16 protein-coding genes are annotated in these 17,387 nt (G+C 36.5%); 14 read left to right on the top strand and 2 right to left on the bottom strand.

Annotated features, from left to right (window positions below; genetic code table 11):
* The first annotated feature begins 419 nt into the window (after positions 1-419).
* Positions 420-974, top strand: coding sequence for a carbohydrate-binding protein (locus DC53_RS22530; RefSeq protein ID WP_239462861.1), 555 nt, complete (start codon positions 420-422; stop codon positions 972-974).
* An 86-nt stretch (positions 975-1,060) separates the two neighbouring features.
* Positions 1,061-3,175 (top strand): glycosyl hydrolase family 8, encoded by a 2,115-nt coding sequence (locus DC53_RS0120390; protein WP_239462860.1) that lies wholly within the window; start codon positions 1,061-1,063, stop codon positions 3,173-3,175.
* Between the two features lie 525 nt (positions 3,176-3,700).
* Here the strand turns inward: DC53_RS0120390 and DC53_RS15430 are convergent.
* The gene (locus DC53_RS15430) at positions 3,701-4,561 is read right to left on the bottom strand and encodes an alpha/beta hydrolase (RefSeq protein ID WP_033028784.1); all 861 of its coding nucleotides are present in this window, start codon (positions 4,559-4,561) and stop codon (positions 3,701-3,703) included.
* A 279-nt stretch (positions 4,562-4,840) separates the two neighbouring features.
* Here DC53_RS15430 and DC53_RS15435 point away from each other — a divergent pair, with 279 nt between their 5' ends.
* The 7 genes from DC53_RS15435 to DC53_RS15460 all read left to right on the top strand — a co-directional run bounded on the left by DC53_RS15435 (position 4,841) and on the right by DC53_RS15460 (position 10,663).
* Positions 4,841-5,218, top strand: a complete 378-nt coding sequence (locus DC53_RS15435) for a BlaI/MecI/CopY family transcriptional regulator (protein ID WP_033016230.1) — start codon at positions 4,841-4,843, stop codon at positions 5,216-5,218.
* Positions 5,218-6,573, top strand: a complete 1,356-nt coding sequence (locus DC53_RS15440) for a M23/M56 family metallopeptidase (RefSeq protein WP_033028783.1) — start codon at positions 5,218-5,220, stop codon at positions 6,571-6,573. The genes DC53_RS15435 and DC53_RS15440 overlap by 1 nt, the downstream gene beginning before the upstream one ends.
* Positions 6,574-6,615: 42 nt before the next feature.
* A complete protein-coding gene (locus DC53_RS15445) occupies positions 6,616-7,284 on the top strand; it encodes a hypothetical protein (protein WP_033028782.1) in 669 nt (222 codons plus the stop codon).
* An 84-nt stretch (positions 7,285-7,368) separates the two neighbouring features.
* Positions 7,369-8,391: an acyltransferase family protein gene (locus tag DC53_RS15450; RefSeq protein WP_033028781.1), complete on the top strand. Its 1,023-nt coding sequence runs from the start codon at positions 7,369-7,371 to the stop codon at positions 8,389-8,391.
* Between the two features lie 430 nt (positions 8,392-8,821).
* Positions 8,822-9,247 (top strand): alpha/beta hydrolase, encoded by a 426-nt coding sequence (locus DC53_RS22525; RefSeq protein WP_338108972.1) that lies wholly within the window; start codon positions 8,822-8,824, stop codon positions 9,245-9,247.
* 426 nt (positions 9,248-9,673) lie between these two features.
* Complete coding sequence (locus tag DC53_RS15455; RefSeq protein WP_008138200.1) at positions 9,674-10,012, top strand: MerR family transcriptional regulator; 339 nt, start codon at positions 9,674-9,676, stop codon at positions 10,010-10,012.
* A gap of 72 nt (positions 10,013-10,084) precedes the next feature.
* A complete protein-coding gene (locus DC53_RS15460; protein WP_033028780.1) occupies positions 10,085-10,663 on the top strand; it encodes an NAD(P)H-dependent oxidoreductase in 579 nt (192 codons plus the stop codon).
* 456 nt (positions 10,664-11,119) lie between these two features.
* Here the strand turns inward: DC53_RS15460 and DC53_RS15465 are convergent, their stop codons facing one another.
* Positions 11,120-12,004, bottom strand: coding sequence for a LysR family transcriptional regulator (locus DC53_RS15465; protein WP_033028778.1), 885 nt, complete (start codon positions 12,002-12,004; stop codon positions 11,120-11,122).
* A gap of 164 nt (positions 12,005-12,168) precedes the next feature.
* On the opposite strand from DC53_RS15465, the gene DC53_RS0120375 reads away from it, so the two are divergent.
* The 5 genes from DC53_RS0120375 to DC53_RS15485 all read left to right on the top strand — a co-directional run bounded on the left by DC53_RS0120375 (position 12,169) and on the right by DC53_RS15485 (position 17,216).
* A complete protein-coding gene (locus tag DC53_RS0120375) occupies positions 12,169-12,669 on the top strand; it encodes a nuclear transport factor 2 family protein (RefSeq protein WP_007375151.1) in 501 nt (166 codons plus the stop codon).
* Between the two features lie 532 nt (positions 12,670-13,201).
* On the top strand, positions 13,202-14,095 hold the full coding sequence (locus DC53_RS15470; protein ID WP_045984455.1) for a hypothetical protein: 894 nt from the start codon (positions 13,202-13,204) through the stop codon (positions 14,093-14,095).
* Between the two features lie 456 nt (positions 14,096-14,551).
* Positions 14,552-14,791 carry a hypothetical protein gene (locus DC53_RS15475; protein ID WP_033028777.1) on the top strand — a complete coding sequence of 80 codons (240 nt, stop codon included), beginning with the start codon at positions 14,552-14,554 and terminating at the stop codon, positions 14,789-14,791.
* Between the two features lie 360 nt (positions 14,792-15,151).
* A complete protein-coding gene (locus DC53_RS15480; RefSeq protein WP_007375148.1) occupies positions 15,152-15,667 on the top strand; it encodes a ClbS/DfsB family four-helix bundle protein in 516 nt (171 codons plus the stop codon).
* 400 nt (positions 15,668-16,067) lie between these two features.
* Positions 16,068-17,216: a N(5)-(carboxyethyl)ornithine synthase gene (locus DC53_RS15485; protein WP_033022886.1), complete on the top strand. Its 1,149-nt coding sequence runs from the start codon at positions 16,068-16,070 to the stop codon at positions 17,214-17,216.
* Positions 17,217-17,387: the final 171 nt, after the last annotated feature.

Below are 17,387 nucleotides of genomic sequence, written 5' to 3'. Positions count from 1 at the left end.
AAATTACTAATGCACTTAAGTAAAGTGTGAGTCGCTTGTCCAATATCACGATTTGCAATAGCGTTTAACATCATTTTTCAATTTTTATTATTCCTATTTAATCTGCTTGCATCGCCGTCCCCCCTTAATTGTTAATATTTAATGACAAAAATGTTATTTATTTAAGAAGTTATTGTCAAAATGACATTAACATCTATAATCATCTGTGCATTGATTGTTAATTATTCAAAAAAACAACATAAATAAACTAGGTGATATGTGAAATCTGGTTTTGCTGGTTGTGATATTTGAGTTGATTGTTGTACGCAGTGTTTTACGAGTTTATTACAAGTGTTTAGCAAGTAGCTCTACATTCATGTATTTCTAAATAATAAAAAATATGGATCGTAAAGTAATCAAATATTAAAAATAGGATTGTTATGAAAATTAATAAATTATTATTGCCGGTTTTAGGTATAAGTATATTAACAACAAGTGCTTACGCTCAACAATTGGCAAGTGGTGAATTAGAAGGCGGTACATTACTACCTGGTTATTCTAGTGTTATAGATACACCTTTTAACGGTGTCGCGGCATTTGCTAACAATGATGGCGTAGAAGTAAATACCCAAGTGAGTGGCATACCGGGGAAATTTCGTTTAGATATTCGTGGTGCAAGTACCGATAACAGCGCTGCCGGTATTAGTGTATACCTTGGCGATAAAAAAGTGGGCGCAACCAGCTTTAGTGGTTCATCTGCTAGCGTATCGAGTATAGATTTTAAATTATCGAGTCAACCCAGTAATACAAAACTTAAGTTTGTTTTAGAATCTGATAATGGTGGCAATGACACCTTTTTAGATTTTTATGAATTACACCGTGTTGGCGACATTCCTGCAGCGCCTGCAGCGCCTACGTTACCAAGCCAAGGAGCATTCGACTCTGGTCAATATCGTAGTATGTTCCAGAGTTTGGTTATTCTTCGTCAGAAGTAACAGCGCGTTTAAATAAAGTTTATGACCAATTATTCCATTCTACCGATACAGCTAATAAAGCGATTTTCATTCCTACTGGTAATGATATGGCTTACATTTGGGATGTGGGTAATAACGATGTACGCTCCGAAGGTATGTCATACGGTATGATGGCGGCTGTTCAAATGGATCGCCAAGATGACTTTAATAAATTATGGAAATGGGCCAATACTTATTCTTTAAATAAATCAGGCAACAATAAAGGTTATTTTGCATGGAAAGTAAGTACAAGTGGCCAAGTGCAAGATGCTGCGCCGGCGCCTGATGGTGAAGAGTACTTTGTAACAGCACTATTTTTTGCTGCTAACCGATGGGGTAATGGCTCAGGTATTTATAACTATGAAGCACACGCAAACCAAATATTAAAAGACATGGTTGGTAATGGTGAAACACGTTATAACAATCAAGGGCAGTTAGAACAATATACCTTAATTGATAAAGCGAACAAACAAATCGTATTCTCGCCATCTACCCCTACTGACCGTAACTGGACCGACCCTTCATATCATTTACCTGCCTTTTATGAATTGTGGGCTCGATGGGCTGATAATAATAATGACTTATGGGCTGAAATGGCGGTTGAAAGTCGTAAATTTTTTAAGACAACTGCAAATTCTAGTACCGGCTTATCACCTGATTATGCCAACTTTGATGGTAGTCCACATGGCAGTTTCCAAAAATGGAAAGAAACTTTTCAATATGATGCATGGCGTACTATTAGCAATGCCGCAATGGATTATTCGTGGTTTAAAAAAGATGAGTGGCAAGTTACGTGGGCAACACGTTTACAATCTTTCTTTAAAGGCAAGGGGATTGATACCTACGCAGGTTTATATAACCTAAATGGTTCATTATATGATCCAAATAATACCGACCATTCACCCGGTTTAGTTGCTATGAACGCGATAGCAAGTTTAGCGTCTAATAAGTCAGATGCTTGGGAGTTTGTTGATGCATTTTGGAATACACCTGTGCCGGAGGGAAAGTATCGTTATTATGACGGAACTCTATATATGTTCGGTATGTTAGCGATGAGTGGTAACTACCGAATCTATTGTCCAAATAACGGCTGTGAAGGTAGCGTAATTGATCCAGGACCTGGAGACGGTGGTAATAATGCACCTGTAGCCAACAACGACTCAATTTCAACAACCAAAAATACCAATGTATCTAAAAATGTGATTTCAAATGATAGTGATGCAGATGGTGATTCAATCAGTATTACTACTTACTCACAAGCGGGTAATGGCTCTGTTAGCCAAAATGGTAATAGTTTAGTTTATACGCCAAATACTGGATATACCGGTACTGATAGCTTTACCTATGCAATAACCGATGGTACAACAACAAGTAACAACGCAACCGTAACGGTTAGTGTTACTGATGATGGTGGTGGCATTACACCAACAGATCGCCTTTCTATTCCAGGAACTGTTCAAGCTGAAGCGTTTGTACGTGAAAGTGGTACGAAAACTGAAGATACTGGTGATTCAGGTGGTGGTTTAAATGTCGGCTATATTCAAAATGGTGATTATTTAGACTTTGCTGTTAATGTTGCAGAGGCGAGTACTTATACCGTTGAAGCGCGTGTAGCATCTGATTCTAATGGTGGTACATTAACGTATTTACTAAATGGAACAAACAGTATTGGTTCTATTAACGTATCAAACACTGGCGGATGGCAGACCTATCAAACGGTTTCTACAACAGTTGATTTAGCTGCGGGTAATCAAACTATTCGGACTAATTTTACGGGTAGCGGTTACTTATTTAATGTGAATTACTTTAAGTTCATTAAAAATGGTGGTGGTACTACACCTAATCCAGATCCTACACCAGCTCCAAGCAACAGTGTGACTTGTGAATTTGTATTAGGGGATGATTGGAATTCAGGTTTTTCAGGTAATATTAAAGTAACCAATAATGGTGATACTGCTGTATCAGGCAATTGGTCTGTTACCTGGTCATATCCTTCAGGGTACGGTCTTACTAATAGCTGGAATGGAAGGGTTACAGGTTCAAATCCATATACAGCAACACCTAATAGCTGGGATAGCACGATACAACCAGGACAATCTATTGAGTTTGGTACACAGAACTCTAAGTCTACGAGTAGTTCAGCAGCACCAGCAATAAATGTTACGGGCACAATTTGTAATTAAAAAAAGGTTTATTACTTAGTCTGTAATCTGAAAAAATAAAAGGTGTTAGCAATCAAATTGCTAACACCTTCTTAATACTTATCATTAAATCGTTTCATGATGTTTAACAAACAGCTAAAATAGAGTGATTTTTAATTTATCGCAGTGAATAAATTATGATATATAGTCGTTACCATTCAATAAGCCAATCAATTTGGTTGCATGAAGTCACTATCCTTTCTTTTATGCGACCATGATCTGAATCAATACTTTTGTAGGGATTTAATTGTCATTCCGTACCATAATTTAGAATTGAATTCGCTTGTTAAGTGAGGGTTTTAGTAACTAGAGTGACTGCTTTGTTTATTGTTTATTGTTTTTGGTTGTTAACTGGGTTATCAACTTTCGGCCATGTTGTGAAAATGAATAACATTAGACGTGACGTAGTTTTTGTAAAAAGACGTAGTTGCGCAGTTTGTGTAATAAGCAACTAAAAAGCACATAAAGCTAATAGTCTGCAGTGAAAAGCAGACTATCGCACTAGCGTTATTTTTGTGATTCGTAAAATAGTACCAACCCTTTTGAAAGTCCAACAGGAAAAGTTGAGTAGTGATCTGTTCCTTTTACTACTTCATCCTCTAGTTTTAATCCTTGGTAATTGCGTGATCGTAAACGGTTAGCAAACTTCATATGACCTGCGACCATATCTTCTTTCATACCATTATCTAAAGTCTCTAATGCGCCAGTTGCCATAAACACATTGGCCTTCAAGGACTTATTCTTCTTGGCATACTTATCTTCTAATTCAAATATCCAATCATTTTTAAACCAAAGCGAAGGGCTAGTTAAGATGTAAGCAGAAAACAGCTCCGGCCTAGTTAACAGTACCCAAGCACCAAATAAACCTCCCAATGATTGCCCAGACAATATTCGTTGTTTAGCGTTAACTCGGTAATTGTGATCAATGTATTGAAAGACTTCTTTTTCAATAAACTCTAAATACTTGTTTGCTCCACCGGTTGTGTATTGTGTCCAGCTCTTGTTAACTACAGGGGTTAAATCCCTAACTCGACTGAATTGGCCATTTTCTCCATGAGCAAATGAAATACCAACCACAATGACGTTATCCATGTTTCGCATATGAGTTGCACCAGCAGCAACTTTGAAGGTATAAGGACCATCATTTAAGTAAAGTACAGGATACTTAAATGATTTATTTCCTTCCAAGAAGTAACTACGGGGCACTTTGATAAATAAATCATATTTCTTGCCCAGTACTTCAGAGTCAATCGTCACAACCTTGCTGCTAGCAATTTCAAAACTACGATCTTCAGCAACTGCTGCATTGTCGCAGCTTACGTTAAACATAATAATAAAAGTTAAGCATTTTACAAAAAACAGTTTCATCTGATATTTTTCCTTAATTTTGCTTTATAAGTTTAATATTGGAATTTTTAGCCGTATATCTAGCGATTAAAAAAGTAGTTAAATCAGTCTGCAAAAACTTGTTCGAAGTTGATTCTTCCGAGTGAAGGGTTACAAAAATTCAAACGGAAGCTATAAATCACATTTTTAAAATAAATTTTCATAAATTTCCAAAATCAAAGTGTGACATGTGTCACAAAGTTGCTTTGTAACATACCGAATGTTAAAGTGCGACACAAGTCACACTTTTTAAGTTTTTATATGAAGCCAAATTCAACAGAGTTAGAAATACTGAAATTACTTTGGAAAAAGCAGCCACGCACAGCCAAAGAAATCCATGAACACTTGGCATTAAAGTATGGATGGTCATACTCATCTACACGTAAAACCTTGGAAAGAATGGGCAATAAGGGAATTTTAGAAGTAGGTTCCTCAGGCAACAAAAAAACCTTTAAGGCATTAATTGAGAAAATACCGACGCTTGCATCCTACATGCAGGAGTTCGCAACCAATGTCTTAGAGTTAGATGAACCTCTACCTGTCACTATGTTCGCTGATAGCCGTTTAATAAATAAAGCAGAAATCGATGAATTAGAGGAACTATTAAATCAACTCTCAAAGGATGAAAAACAAAAGTAGTGGACTCTTTCATTATTCAATTCATAGTAAATAGTATTTTTCCTTGGCTTATATTTTCTGGCTTTGCTTATGCTTGCTCATCTTATATAACCAAGTACGATAATACCTCGCCAAGTATTTGGTGGTCAGCGCTTTTAGCTAGCTTTTTACCCTTTATCTCTTTGTCTCTTGGCACTCTTAATATACCTATTGCTGATTTGGATTATATAAACTCAAGCTTAGAAAGTGTACAAATAGTAAAACAAGCCAGTATTACTCATGCAAGTTTGCAGAAAGTAGATTTAATCGCAACAGCGCTAATTGTTGGTTACTTTGGTTTTACCTGCTTAAAATTAATTAAACTATTAGCTGTTTGGCAAAACCTCAAAAGCTTATCAAGAGCATCTGAGTTAATAAATGAGCTGTCGACTAGTAAAGTGAAGGTTGTAATTTCCTCGCTAAACCATAGCCCTTTTGTCATTGGCATAGCGGCGCCCTATATCGTGCTACCTAACTATTTTTCATCGCTAAAAAAGGATCAACAAAACATTTTGATCCAACATGAGCTAACGCATATTACAAACAAAGATCATATTACAATTCTTTTATGGAGGGTCTTAAGCACCCTTTTATGGATAAACCCATTTGTTAAAAAGATGGAATGGCAGTTTATTCGCGCTATGGAACACAAGTGTGACAGGCTGACAATATGTCGCTTTAATTTTAACAAACATGATTATGCCAAGGCACTGTTGCAATCATTAAAAAAAAGCGTTCAATTTGATAACAACAATCCAGTCGCTCAATTTAATTCTGGTGCGCTTTGCGCTGATGATTACAAAGCGAGGCTTACACACATTGCTTATCCAACGAATAAAAGCCGACTTACTTTAACTTTAAAGTTCTTTTTAATGTTACTTGTTATTTTTAGTCTGCATATATTTTTAAAAGATTCCGCAATGACAGGCAATCTAACTTGGCAGCACCCACTAGATAACCATACGATAAGCTCAACATTTCGTAGCATCAGCAAGGTTAGAGATTATAAGCCACATCGTGGTGTTGACTATGTTGGAGAAAGAGGTAGCCCTGTGCTGTCTGCTGCTGATGGAATAATAGTTATTTCAGATAACAAAACCTTGCATTCGAACTATGGAAATACTGTATTAATTCAACATAAGAATGGCTACCAAACGTTATATGCACATCTAGAATCGAGTAAGGCCAAAGTCGGTTCTTGGGTTAAAGCTGGGCAGGTTATTGGCGTTATTGGTGATACAGGTAAAGCGACAGGGGTTCATCTTCATTTTGAAGTAATTAAAGACAATCAAAGAGTTGATCCTAGTTTAGTGCTCGGCGCTAAAACTACAAGGTAATAGCTTCTATTTCAGGCACTTATAGCTTTATAAAGGTATGATATGTTTAAAGAAAAATGTTTTATTATTTTTACTATTCTTTTTAGTTCATTTAGCTATGGCAGTGAAATATTTGATAGCCTCCCAGACACAATAAATTCATCTGATAAATATGTTTTTTATTCTCACGGATTCATTGTAGAGGGCATAGATCCTAAACCTGTCCATGAGCGCTGGGGGCAATATAATTTTCCAGCTATTAAAAAGGAACTTGGTGACTCAAGCTATCATTTAATTGCTACTCATCGACCAGCGAAAACCCATCCTTTTAAATATGCTGAACAGCTATCTAAACAAGTAACTAAATTACTAAAAAATGGCGTACTTGCAAGTAACATAACCTTAGTTGGCTTTTCCCGTGGTGGGCTTATCACGGCAATTGCATCGAGTAATTTAAAAAACATGGATATTAACTTTGTAATCTTAGCGGCTTGTACAAGCGGATTAGCTAAAAGAGCAGAAATCGCTATTTATGGTCATTTATTATCAGTATATGAAACATCTGATTCTGTTGGTTCGTGTGACAATGTAGTTGCTAGGAATCTTGGCACTGTTAGTTCTTATAAAGAAGTTTCGATTTCAACGGGTAAAGAACATGGCGCTTTTTTTATCCCCAGAAAAGAATGGATAGTACCCGTTAAAGCCTGGTTAAAACGTAAAAAGCCTCAGTAGTATTGTATAAGATCTAAGATCATACAGCCGATAATTCAATTTGAACAACTTAAAAAGTAATAAGCTAAGGATTAAATCAACTTCATGGAAATTAGAAAATTAAACTCTTTAAGAGCTTTAGCCGCCCTTATTGTATTTGTTACCCACTTTTCAGATATAACTCATTGGTTAAATGGCTCTCTAGGGGGTGGTTCTGGAGCCTATGGTGTAATGTTATTTTTCCTTCTTAGTGGGTTTTTAATGTCACTTCTTTATTTAGACACTAAGTTTAGCAGAGCAAATATTGAACGATACTTATTAGCCAGAGCTGGCCGAGTTTTACCCCTATACCTTGTAATTGTATTTAGCTCTTACTTATTAACACAAAATAACTATGATATTTTATACAACATAACTGATCTTAATTCGTTAATAGGGCACCTTTTGTTTATACATGGCGAAAGTGTGCTTTGGTCAATTCCACCAGAAATACAATTTTATATTATATTTGTAGCTTTCTGGTCTTTAGCAGGCGAAAGGAAAGGGTATATATATTTATTAATCGTAGCCTTTATGATGTTTTGGTATTTAGCTGATTTCCCAAGGTTATTTGGTGAAATTGAAAGTATTCCTTACAACTTTTTTAGTACTTTAAGAACGTTTCCGTATTTTTTTATTGGCGTTATATTTGGTTTGCATTACAAATCACTTAAAGTGACAAGTTATATGAAAAGTAACTGGTTTATATTAGCTTTATGTTTAATACCTCTATTGTATCCTGAGTTTTCACCTATTAACGAGGGCGACAAAAAAAAGATGTGGCTTAGTTATGAAGTTTTATTTGTTATGAGCACAGTATTCTTTTGTGTTGTTTTTTTAGTACCAAATAAAAATATTGTTTTAGCAAATAAAATTGGTGACTTTTTAGGGAAGGTGTCTTACTCATTCTATTTATTGCATATGCCTATTATCGGAATAGTTAATAAATTAAATTTAAACAATGAACTTAAGCTGTTGTTATCACTGAGCTTAAGTGTGTTTTTTGCGTATGTATCGTATGTTTTCTTCGAAAGGCCTATTGCAAATAAAATTAGAAATCTTTCGAATAAAAAGCAGCAAAAAATTTAGTTCTTACACATTTAAGGAAAAGAAAGAATGTTTTTAAGCTGGCCTTTGCTGTTGTTTTTTGCTCTATAGCGTTAAGTGCGAAGAAGAATACAGAAGTTAAAATTCGAAATACGCATACCTTGAATCAAATCTGAAAAAAGTGGATTAGAATATGAGCTTTATATACGCTTGCCCAACAATTATTCACAAAGCAATAAAAAGTACCCTCTGGTATTATTGAAAGACACGGGCTACTTCGTTGCAGCGGCGAGTGGCATTGTACATCTAATGGGGGCAGATATTTTAAGGATGTCATTATAGTCGGGATTTCATACTCCAAAGGACATGACCCTTTGATTAGTCGTACAAGTGACTACACACCAACATATGCCTCAAATGAAGGGGGTACTCGCTCCAACCTCAAAAGCATTCTGGTCAAGCCAACCAGTACATAAGTTTCATTTCAGATGAAGTTTTACCTCTTATTAACCATATGTACCGAATTAAGCCGGACAAAAAGATATTTGTTGTTTACTCATATGGCGGGTTGCTTGGCGCCAACATTTTGATCACTCATCCTGAATTGTTTGAGTATTACATTTTAGGTAGTCCATCGTTCTGGTATGACAATAAAGCGATGTTTCGGCTGGAAAGTAACTATGCAAAAAGCAATAAGGCCATGAAAGCACAAGTGTTTATATACATTGGTAGTGAGGAGGGCAGCATGGTTGAAGAAATGCTAGCATTTGAGACTCAGTTAAAGTCACGAAATTGTCGAGGGTTAAGTATCCAATCCAAAGTATTAGCAGGGTTGTCTCACCGCAGTGCTTTTGCAGTGTTATTAACCTATGGTCTTCAAAAAGCTATTTCTAAATAAAGCAAAGGTAACTAACCAGTGGCTAAGATTTTTATGGCCATTAATGGCACCCAGCAGTACTTCAGCGAATAGCGGTCATTGAGGATTAGTTGTCATTAGCTAAATGAAACTTTACTCACCTTTACATGATAAAACAATCTAGCCCAAGCATAATATTTATTAATAGCAATAGCTTATACTTTTTGGTATTAATAAAAACTTATAAAATAAGGATATTTTCGCGCTAAAATAGGGAAGGTGTCCTCCATTTTTGGCCTCCTAAAGGTAAAGTGAAAGAATAAATAGAGGCTAGTAGTGCTTCTAGTAGGTCTTATAGATAGTCGGCATTACGTCAATAAAAATGCTCAAAGTTGATTATAGGACTCATTTTTTAATTGAATCTGGCTGTTGAAGTTATTCTACTGCCTCGTTATAAGTCGGTATTATATGTACATTGGTGAAGCATCAAAAAAAACAGGATTATCTATTAAGGCAATTCGATTCTATGAAGAAAAAGGATTGATAAGGCAGCCGGAAAGAAAAGGCCGCTATAGAGTATATGATGAAACAGATATAGAGCTTCTCATATTAATTAAAGAGGCAAAGGATTTAGGAATAACGCTGTCTAAACTTAGAGGCGTTATCGTTTACAATGATAACAAAGTTGACTGGAAAAAAATTAAACAATTTTTAAGCGAGATAAGAAAAGAATTAATTAGCAAAATTGAGGATATAAATAAGCAAGTCAATAATATTGATAAATGCTATAACCAGATAAATCCCTAAATAAACATTTGACTCTCCCCTAATGGGGAGACGGTAAACTCCATCTCACATAATTAATTATTGGATAATGAGATGAGTAAGCGGGTATTAGTTCTGGTGGGAAATCCTAAGAAAGATAGTTTTGTAAGTTCTTTAGCTGAGGCTTACTTAGATTCAGCTAAAAATAAACACGAGGTCCAGCTGATAAAAATATCAGATATGGAGTTCAACATCGATCTTTCCAGCGGATATGATGAAAAAGCCTCCTTAGAAGATACGTTAAAGTCATTTCAGGCCTATATTGAGTGGTGCGATCATTTAGTTATTTTTACACCCATTTGGTGGGGGGCAGTACCTGCAAAATTAAAAGGACTTATTGATCGAACATTTCTGCCTGGTTTTGCATTTGAATACGAGAAAGGTAAATCTATTCCCAAAAAATTACTGGAAGGGAAAACAGCCCGAATTGTGATGACGATGGATACCCCACCATGGTATTACTTTTGGATTCAAGGTGCCCCAGCTATCAAACAATTAAAGACAACAACACTCAAATTCGTTGGTTTTGGTTCTGTGAAAAGTAAAATGATTGGCCCTATTATAAGCTCTACTAAAGAGTCTAGAATTAAATGGATTAATGATATGTCAAAACTAGGGGCTACTGCTAACTAAACTCACATCATATATGAGCCTTAACTCTGTCAATAGGTATTAATGTTATTTTTGACCATTTTTACCGTAATAAAAGATAAATTATTAACCTAAAAATTAAATTTAATGGTGCAATCTTGTTGCTTAATTAAAGTGGCTGTCTTGTTTATTTTATGGTTTTCAGATGCATTACCTAATGCTTTAAAAGCGCTTAGCGTTAATTACAGGAACTCGATTTTTAATTGGATTTTGCTGTTGGAGTTATTCTACAGCCTCGTTAGGCCGCAAGTGATGAGTGGCACACTTACAGGAGCTTTAAAATGATCCCATCGGCTTATACAGAGCTACTGGCCTCGAAAGCCGCTACATTGACCCAGGACTCTAAAGCCATCTGCTACTGAAGACGGGGAGACGTCGAATCTTGAATAAGTAGGGCAGGCACACGTTAAAAATTATCGAGTGCCGAAATCTCGGAGTTTAAGTGCCGAAACCCGCCAAACGAGTATGATCTGGCTTAATTGCTTCTTTCATAAAATCAAAAAATGCTTCTACTCTGGCAGACTTCTTAAGATCGCGATGCGTCATAATCCAAAGATCTATACTTTGCTGTTTTATTTCCACATCAACTTTTTGCAGAGTGCCAGAACTATCACCAATAAATCGGGGCAGGAACGCCAGTCCCATCTCTTGCTCCGCCGCGATTAGCAGAGGCTCGAAAGAGTCCGTTTTCATCACTATCTTTTCTTCCGATATGCGCTCAAAAAACTGCAGCGATGCTTTACTTTGGTGCATGACTAACCACGATGCTGAGTCGAGCAGATGCTTACCGTGAAGGCTGTTTATGTAATTTGGAGTTCCATATACACCAAAGGCAATCTCACACAACTTCATACCAGCTAAGGGATCTGGCAGCTCGCTAGCTGGGCGTATCGCTACATCTGCATCCAAATGGGCTATATCTAATCGACGTGACGTCAGACTCAGATCTAACTGAATTTTTGGGTAAAGCTGGTGAAAAGCAGCCAAATGATTACCCAATACTAAGCGGAAAAGTGCGTCTGTTGTGGTTATGCGCAGCAAGCCTTCCAGCTTCATTTCTTGTCCAAAAATCTTGCGCTCCAACTCCTTCACGGTCGACTCTAACGCAACTGCTGACTCCAAGAGTTTCTGTCCCTCAACCGTTAATTTGTATCCAGTAGGAAGCTTATGAAATACCCTTAACTTGTGGCGATGCTCAAAAGTGTCGAGCCGGCGCAAAACGGTGCTGTGATTTACCCCAAGTGACCGGGCAGCAGCAGACAACGACCCCTCATTTGCAACTGAGAGAAGGTATTGAAGGTCCCCCCACCTTATGTTGTGCATTTTTGCATACTTAATGTGTTTAATTAGCGAGTTTTATTAAAATTTAGCACAGGTATAGTTATTAGACAAATGCAATGAGCGAGAGCGAAACCTAAGCATACGCGACGAAAAGTTCCTGCTTCTCATGCATTCGACTTCGAATACTGACAACCAGGAGAAAGAGAATGACTAAAAAAACACTACTCATTGGCCTCGCTAGCCTCTTTGCTTTGTTCCAACTAACAGCTGTACAGGCAGGCGATGCAAAGACTGTTGACTCAACAAAAACCCTTGAAACGGCCCAAGCATTTTTATGGGCTGCGGGCTCTGGTGATATGGAAAAAATTAAGTCGTTAATGAGCGATGACTTTGTTTGGCATAACGAAGGCGACAAGTCATTGCCATGGATTGGTAATTGGGAAGGAAAAGACACAGTTCTAAATAAATTTTTTCCCGAATTTGGAGCAGCCCTTAAAACCACTAGCTGGACGACTGATTACAGCTTTGCATACGATAACCAAGCCGTATTTATGGGCACCATGAGCGCAATTCTTAACCATTCCGGTGTAGATACTGGCAAATTCAGCTGGGCGGTACGCGTTCAGGTTGAGGATGGCAAGGTTAAAAGTTGGAACTGGCTCGAGGATAGCTACGCAATCTCAAAAGCCTATCACGCCAAGAAATAAATTGTACTCACCAAAGTAATCTTAAAAGCTTGGCTCCCTCTGTCAGGATATCAAGCTTTTATTCAACATGTATAAAAATTAACAAGACACCTATCCTAAATTTTGAACAAAATCACCAATTAGGATGACACTCATCCTAATTATTACTAAAAAGCCAACAAAAACAGTATGAAGAGTGCATTGTTATAAATAATGAATCACGTAAAAAGCTGAGCTATGTAGACAAAATGAAAGTGAATGCCTTTAGTTTACGCTGCGGCAACTGTATTGCCTTGTTCATAATATAGAAAAGCTGAAAAACACGATGCATTGAGAAGGGTAAGCCCTTTTATCCTAAATAAAAGCCACTGAAATCCCCGTAATTCCTTCCAAAACATCAGTTAAAACAATACTAAACCAGCTTTTTATATTCTATGAAAAATACAGTAATCGATTGAATCAAAATAGGAACTCAGCTATGGTTTATTTATCAATAAAAATAAATAAAAAAACGAGTTAATCTACAGGCTCGTTATAAGTTTAGGAAAGGTTCGTGGATAATCGCCCTGATAATTTTGTACATCAATTCGAAGACGTAATTGATATGTACGGTGAAGTATGTGACTGGTTTAATGAATTGGGTTTTTCTTATTCAAAAAATAGATATGGCTTGTATAAAAGACATTTTGATAAGTTCATTGAAATGGCAAAAACATCATCAGTTCCAGACGATAAAGATGAGTTAATAAAATTTAAAAGAAAATTCGATAATGCATACATTGAAGTTAATGAAATAATAAGAATTTACAATAACTTAAAATCAATCAACTCTTCAGAATTCATAGAACAAATAAAAATAATTGTTTCTGGTCAAGAGTTTCGAGCTAACAGTGATAATGATCAAGCTAGAGATTTTTTATTTGAACTATCAGTGGCGTGTCGCTTTATTAAAGCAGGTTTTCCTGTCTCATTAACAGGGGTTTGTGATGTAGTCGTAGATCTTGGTATTGATGGTACATTGTTTGTTGAATGTAAACGTATTAAATCTGAAAACAGAATAGATAAAAATGTAAAAAAAGCGAACAAACAAATTATTAAAAGAGTTCAATTACACAAATCAAGTAAAGTAAAAGGTTTGGTTGCAATCAATGTGACAGATCTATTGCCAAAAACGAATATGCTTTTCCCAGATTCAATGTCAGCAACAATAGCGATCCATCGAGGGGCTTCAAATAACTTTATAAGGCAGAAACTTGAAAAACTTAAAGCAGGAATGAGTAATAAATGCTTGGGTGTTCTATGTGAAAGTGCAATGATGCATTATTTTTCAAGAGAATCAAATATTCCAGGTTTTAGTTATTCACGGCACACGGAATATATCGCTTATTCAGATAGCGTATTGTTTGAATCATTGGTGCCTAAGATTAGCCGACAGGATATAAAGTAAACTTATAACAATACGCCCTGAGGTGGACAGCAAGCGCTAAAGCTCAATTTGGATGACACTCATCCTAATTATTACTAAAAAGCCAACAAAAACAGTATGAAGAGTGCATTGTTATAAATAATGAATCACGTAAAAAGCTGAGCTATGTAGACAAAATGAAAGTGAATGCCTTTAGTTTACGCTGCGGCAACTGTATTGCCTTGTTCATAATATAGAAAAGCTGAAAAACACGATGCATTGAGAAGGGTAAGCCCTTTTAACTTAAAATAAAGCCACTGAAACACCCGTAAACCCTTCCAAAACGCCAGTTAAAACAATACCAAACCAGCTTTTATATTCTATGAAAAATACAGTAATCGATTGAACCAAAATAGGAACTCAGCTATGGTTGATTTATCAATAAAAATAAATAAAAAACGAGTTAATCTACAGGCTCGTTAACTGCCAAGGGTAGCCATGAGTCAGAATCCCAAATATTCAGAACATCAAGAATCATTAATTGCTTTGGTTACACATTTATCAATGAGCAGTTGGTCTGCACGCACTCCATCAAATTTAGCAAAAGCACTATCAATAGATAAAGATGAAATTGAAGTAGTTCTTAGTTCTTTTAAAGGTCTATTTAGGAAATCGAAGAATAAAAGCAAAAAAACTGCTGACTATTTTTATAGCTTACAAATTCGGCATGCTAAATAGTGGCTAAACGAAACTGACGATGAGAATGAAGACTCTAAAAAACCTCCGCTTGAAGTGGAGTATTTAACTAAGCTTTTAGACTTTGTAATATTTAAGGCCGCCGAAGAACGGCGCAATAAAATTGCGCAATTAGGCCCTTGGATTACAGCTATTGCGTCGTTAATTGTGGCTGCGTTAGCAATCGTAGTAAAAAGCAGTTAACAAGGCACTTAAATGGAAGTAAAACAGCCTGTTTTATGGGATCCAAATGGATTACCTAATGCTCTAAAAATGCTTAGAGTTAATTGCTGGGGCTCGTTTTTTAATTAATTTTGGCTGTTGGAGTTATTCTACGGCCTCGTTATGTTAATGGAGTCACCCTTGTCATCTGTCCCCCAAAATAAACAAGAATTGGAACAAGCAATTCAACTAATATTTGATAAAATTCTAGCGGACTACTCAAGCATTCCTGAAGAGCTATCTAGAACTGTTAGAGTAGAAGGGAATGTTAAAGGAACAGAAATAAGTGTTAGTGATACGCTTGCTTATCTAATTGGTTGGGGAAAGCTAGTAATTCAGTGGAATAAACTTACGTCAGCTAAGCAATGTGTGGAGCTTCCTGCAACTGGTTATAAATGGAATGAACTAGGAAGGCTAGCTCAAAGTTTTTATTTTGAGTATCGTGATTGGAGCTACAATGACTTAATCTCTGAGTTTAAAATAACAACAAATAATATTTTGTCGCTAGTTAGTTCATTAAGTGAGCATGATCTTTACGGTGTTGCTTGGTATAAAAAATATACATTAGGTAGAATGATCCAGCTTAATACCTCATCACCAATGAAAAATATGCGCGCTAAAGTAAAAAAATTTAAGAAGAGCAATGATATAAGATAAAAATCACATAACAAGTGACTTTGGTGCCACCGTTCGCTCATGGGCATAGCCGAAGTTGATATAAAAGCTGAACGTTCAGCTAGCCCAATTTAAAGTGGATTAAATCTGCTCTACAGGCTAGTACTCTCTATATTTCATTTTGAGATACTCAAGTTAGTAGTATTTATTTCTGATATACTCAGTCAGCACTTTTACTCAAAAGGTAATAGTCTTCAGCTTGCAACTTAATGCAAGTTAACTCACTGCTCTTCATTATTTATTGCCAAAATTACACCTTTGTAAAATAGAGTTGGTTCATCCGAGCCAAAAACGTACATAAAAACACCGCCTAAGTTTATTGGCGAAGTATGATGATTCGTTGGTGAACTCAAGCGTACTTACTTTATAAACAGGACTTAGCATGAGTGAATTAACTATCGGCGTTATCGGAACATCCCGCAAGACAGATGAAAGACGGTATCCTATTCACCCAGAGCACTTATTACGAATTCCAGAAAACCTTAGAAAACAAATGGTGTTTGAACAAGGCTATGGCACCGCTTTTAATGTTAGCGATGAATATATTGCAACGTTAACGGGTGGCATTGCATCGCGCAGCGAAATACTTACCCATATTGGAACGGCCATTATTGCAAAGCCTGTACTTGCTGATTTAGAAGAAATGCGCGAAGGAGGCACTATTTGGGGTTATGCCCACTGCGTTCAACAGCATGAAATAACACAAGCGGCAATTGAACGTAAACTTACCTTAATTGCTTTTGAAGATATGTATGTGTGGTCACCAAACGGAAATGTAGGGCGCCATACTTTTTATAAAAACAATGAAATGGCAGGGTATTGCGCAGTAATACATGCTTTGCAACTTAAGGGTATTGATGGTCATTATGGCGATCAACGTAAAACGATTATATTTAGTTTTGGTGCAGTGAGTAGAGGCGCTATTTACGCTCTTAAAGCGCATGGCTTTAGAGATATTACAATTTGTATTCAGCGTCCTGATCACGAAGTGCGTGAAGAAATATTAGATTGTCACTATGTTAAGGTACGAGAAGGTATTGAAGGAGAGTCTCGCATGATGGTTGTTGAGCATGATGGGACTAATCGGCCACTTAGCGATCTTATTAGCGAAGCCGATATTATAGTGAACGGGACTTATCAAGAAACAGCTCATCCGGTTAACTTTGTCATTGAATCAGAAGCCGAGTGCTTAAAACCAAACAGCTTAATTATTGATGTTAGCTGTGATGAGGGGATGGGATTCTTTTTTGCAAAGCCGACAACGTTTAAAAACCCTTTATTTCGATATAACAACACGGATTATTATGGCGTTGATCATACACCGAGTTATTTATGGGAAAGCGCGACGCGTTCAATCTCTGCGGCGCTCATTGTATATTTACAAACGATACTCAAAGGTGCTTTGCAGTGGCAAAAAGATGAAACCATTCGCCGTGCAATAAACATTGAGCAAGGAATAATTAAAAATACGGCAATTTTGGCATTCCAAAACCGCGAAAATATTTACCCTTATAACGTAATAACACAATGATTAAATCTATCTCTAATCTAATTTTACATTAGATTAATTAGGGGTGTGCACTTCGTCTTAATACTAGTAATTTTAAGGCGAAGTGTTTGTTAGTCGATATTCATAGCTTAGTTCTTAAGGAACACAGACCGTGTGACTTCCTATCTTAAAACGGCAAATATCATTGTTTTT

Origin of the sequence: Pseudoalteromonas fuliginea (assembly GCF_000690055.1) — a bacterium.
Taxonomy (GTDB): Bacteria; Pseudomonadota; Gammaproteobacteria; order Enterobacterales; family Alteromonadaceae; genus Pseudoalteromonas; species Pseudoalteromonas fuliginea.
The sequence above is the reverse complement of the archived record's forward strand: the minus strand, read 5'-3'. Positions and strand labels throughout refer to the sequence as shown.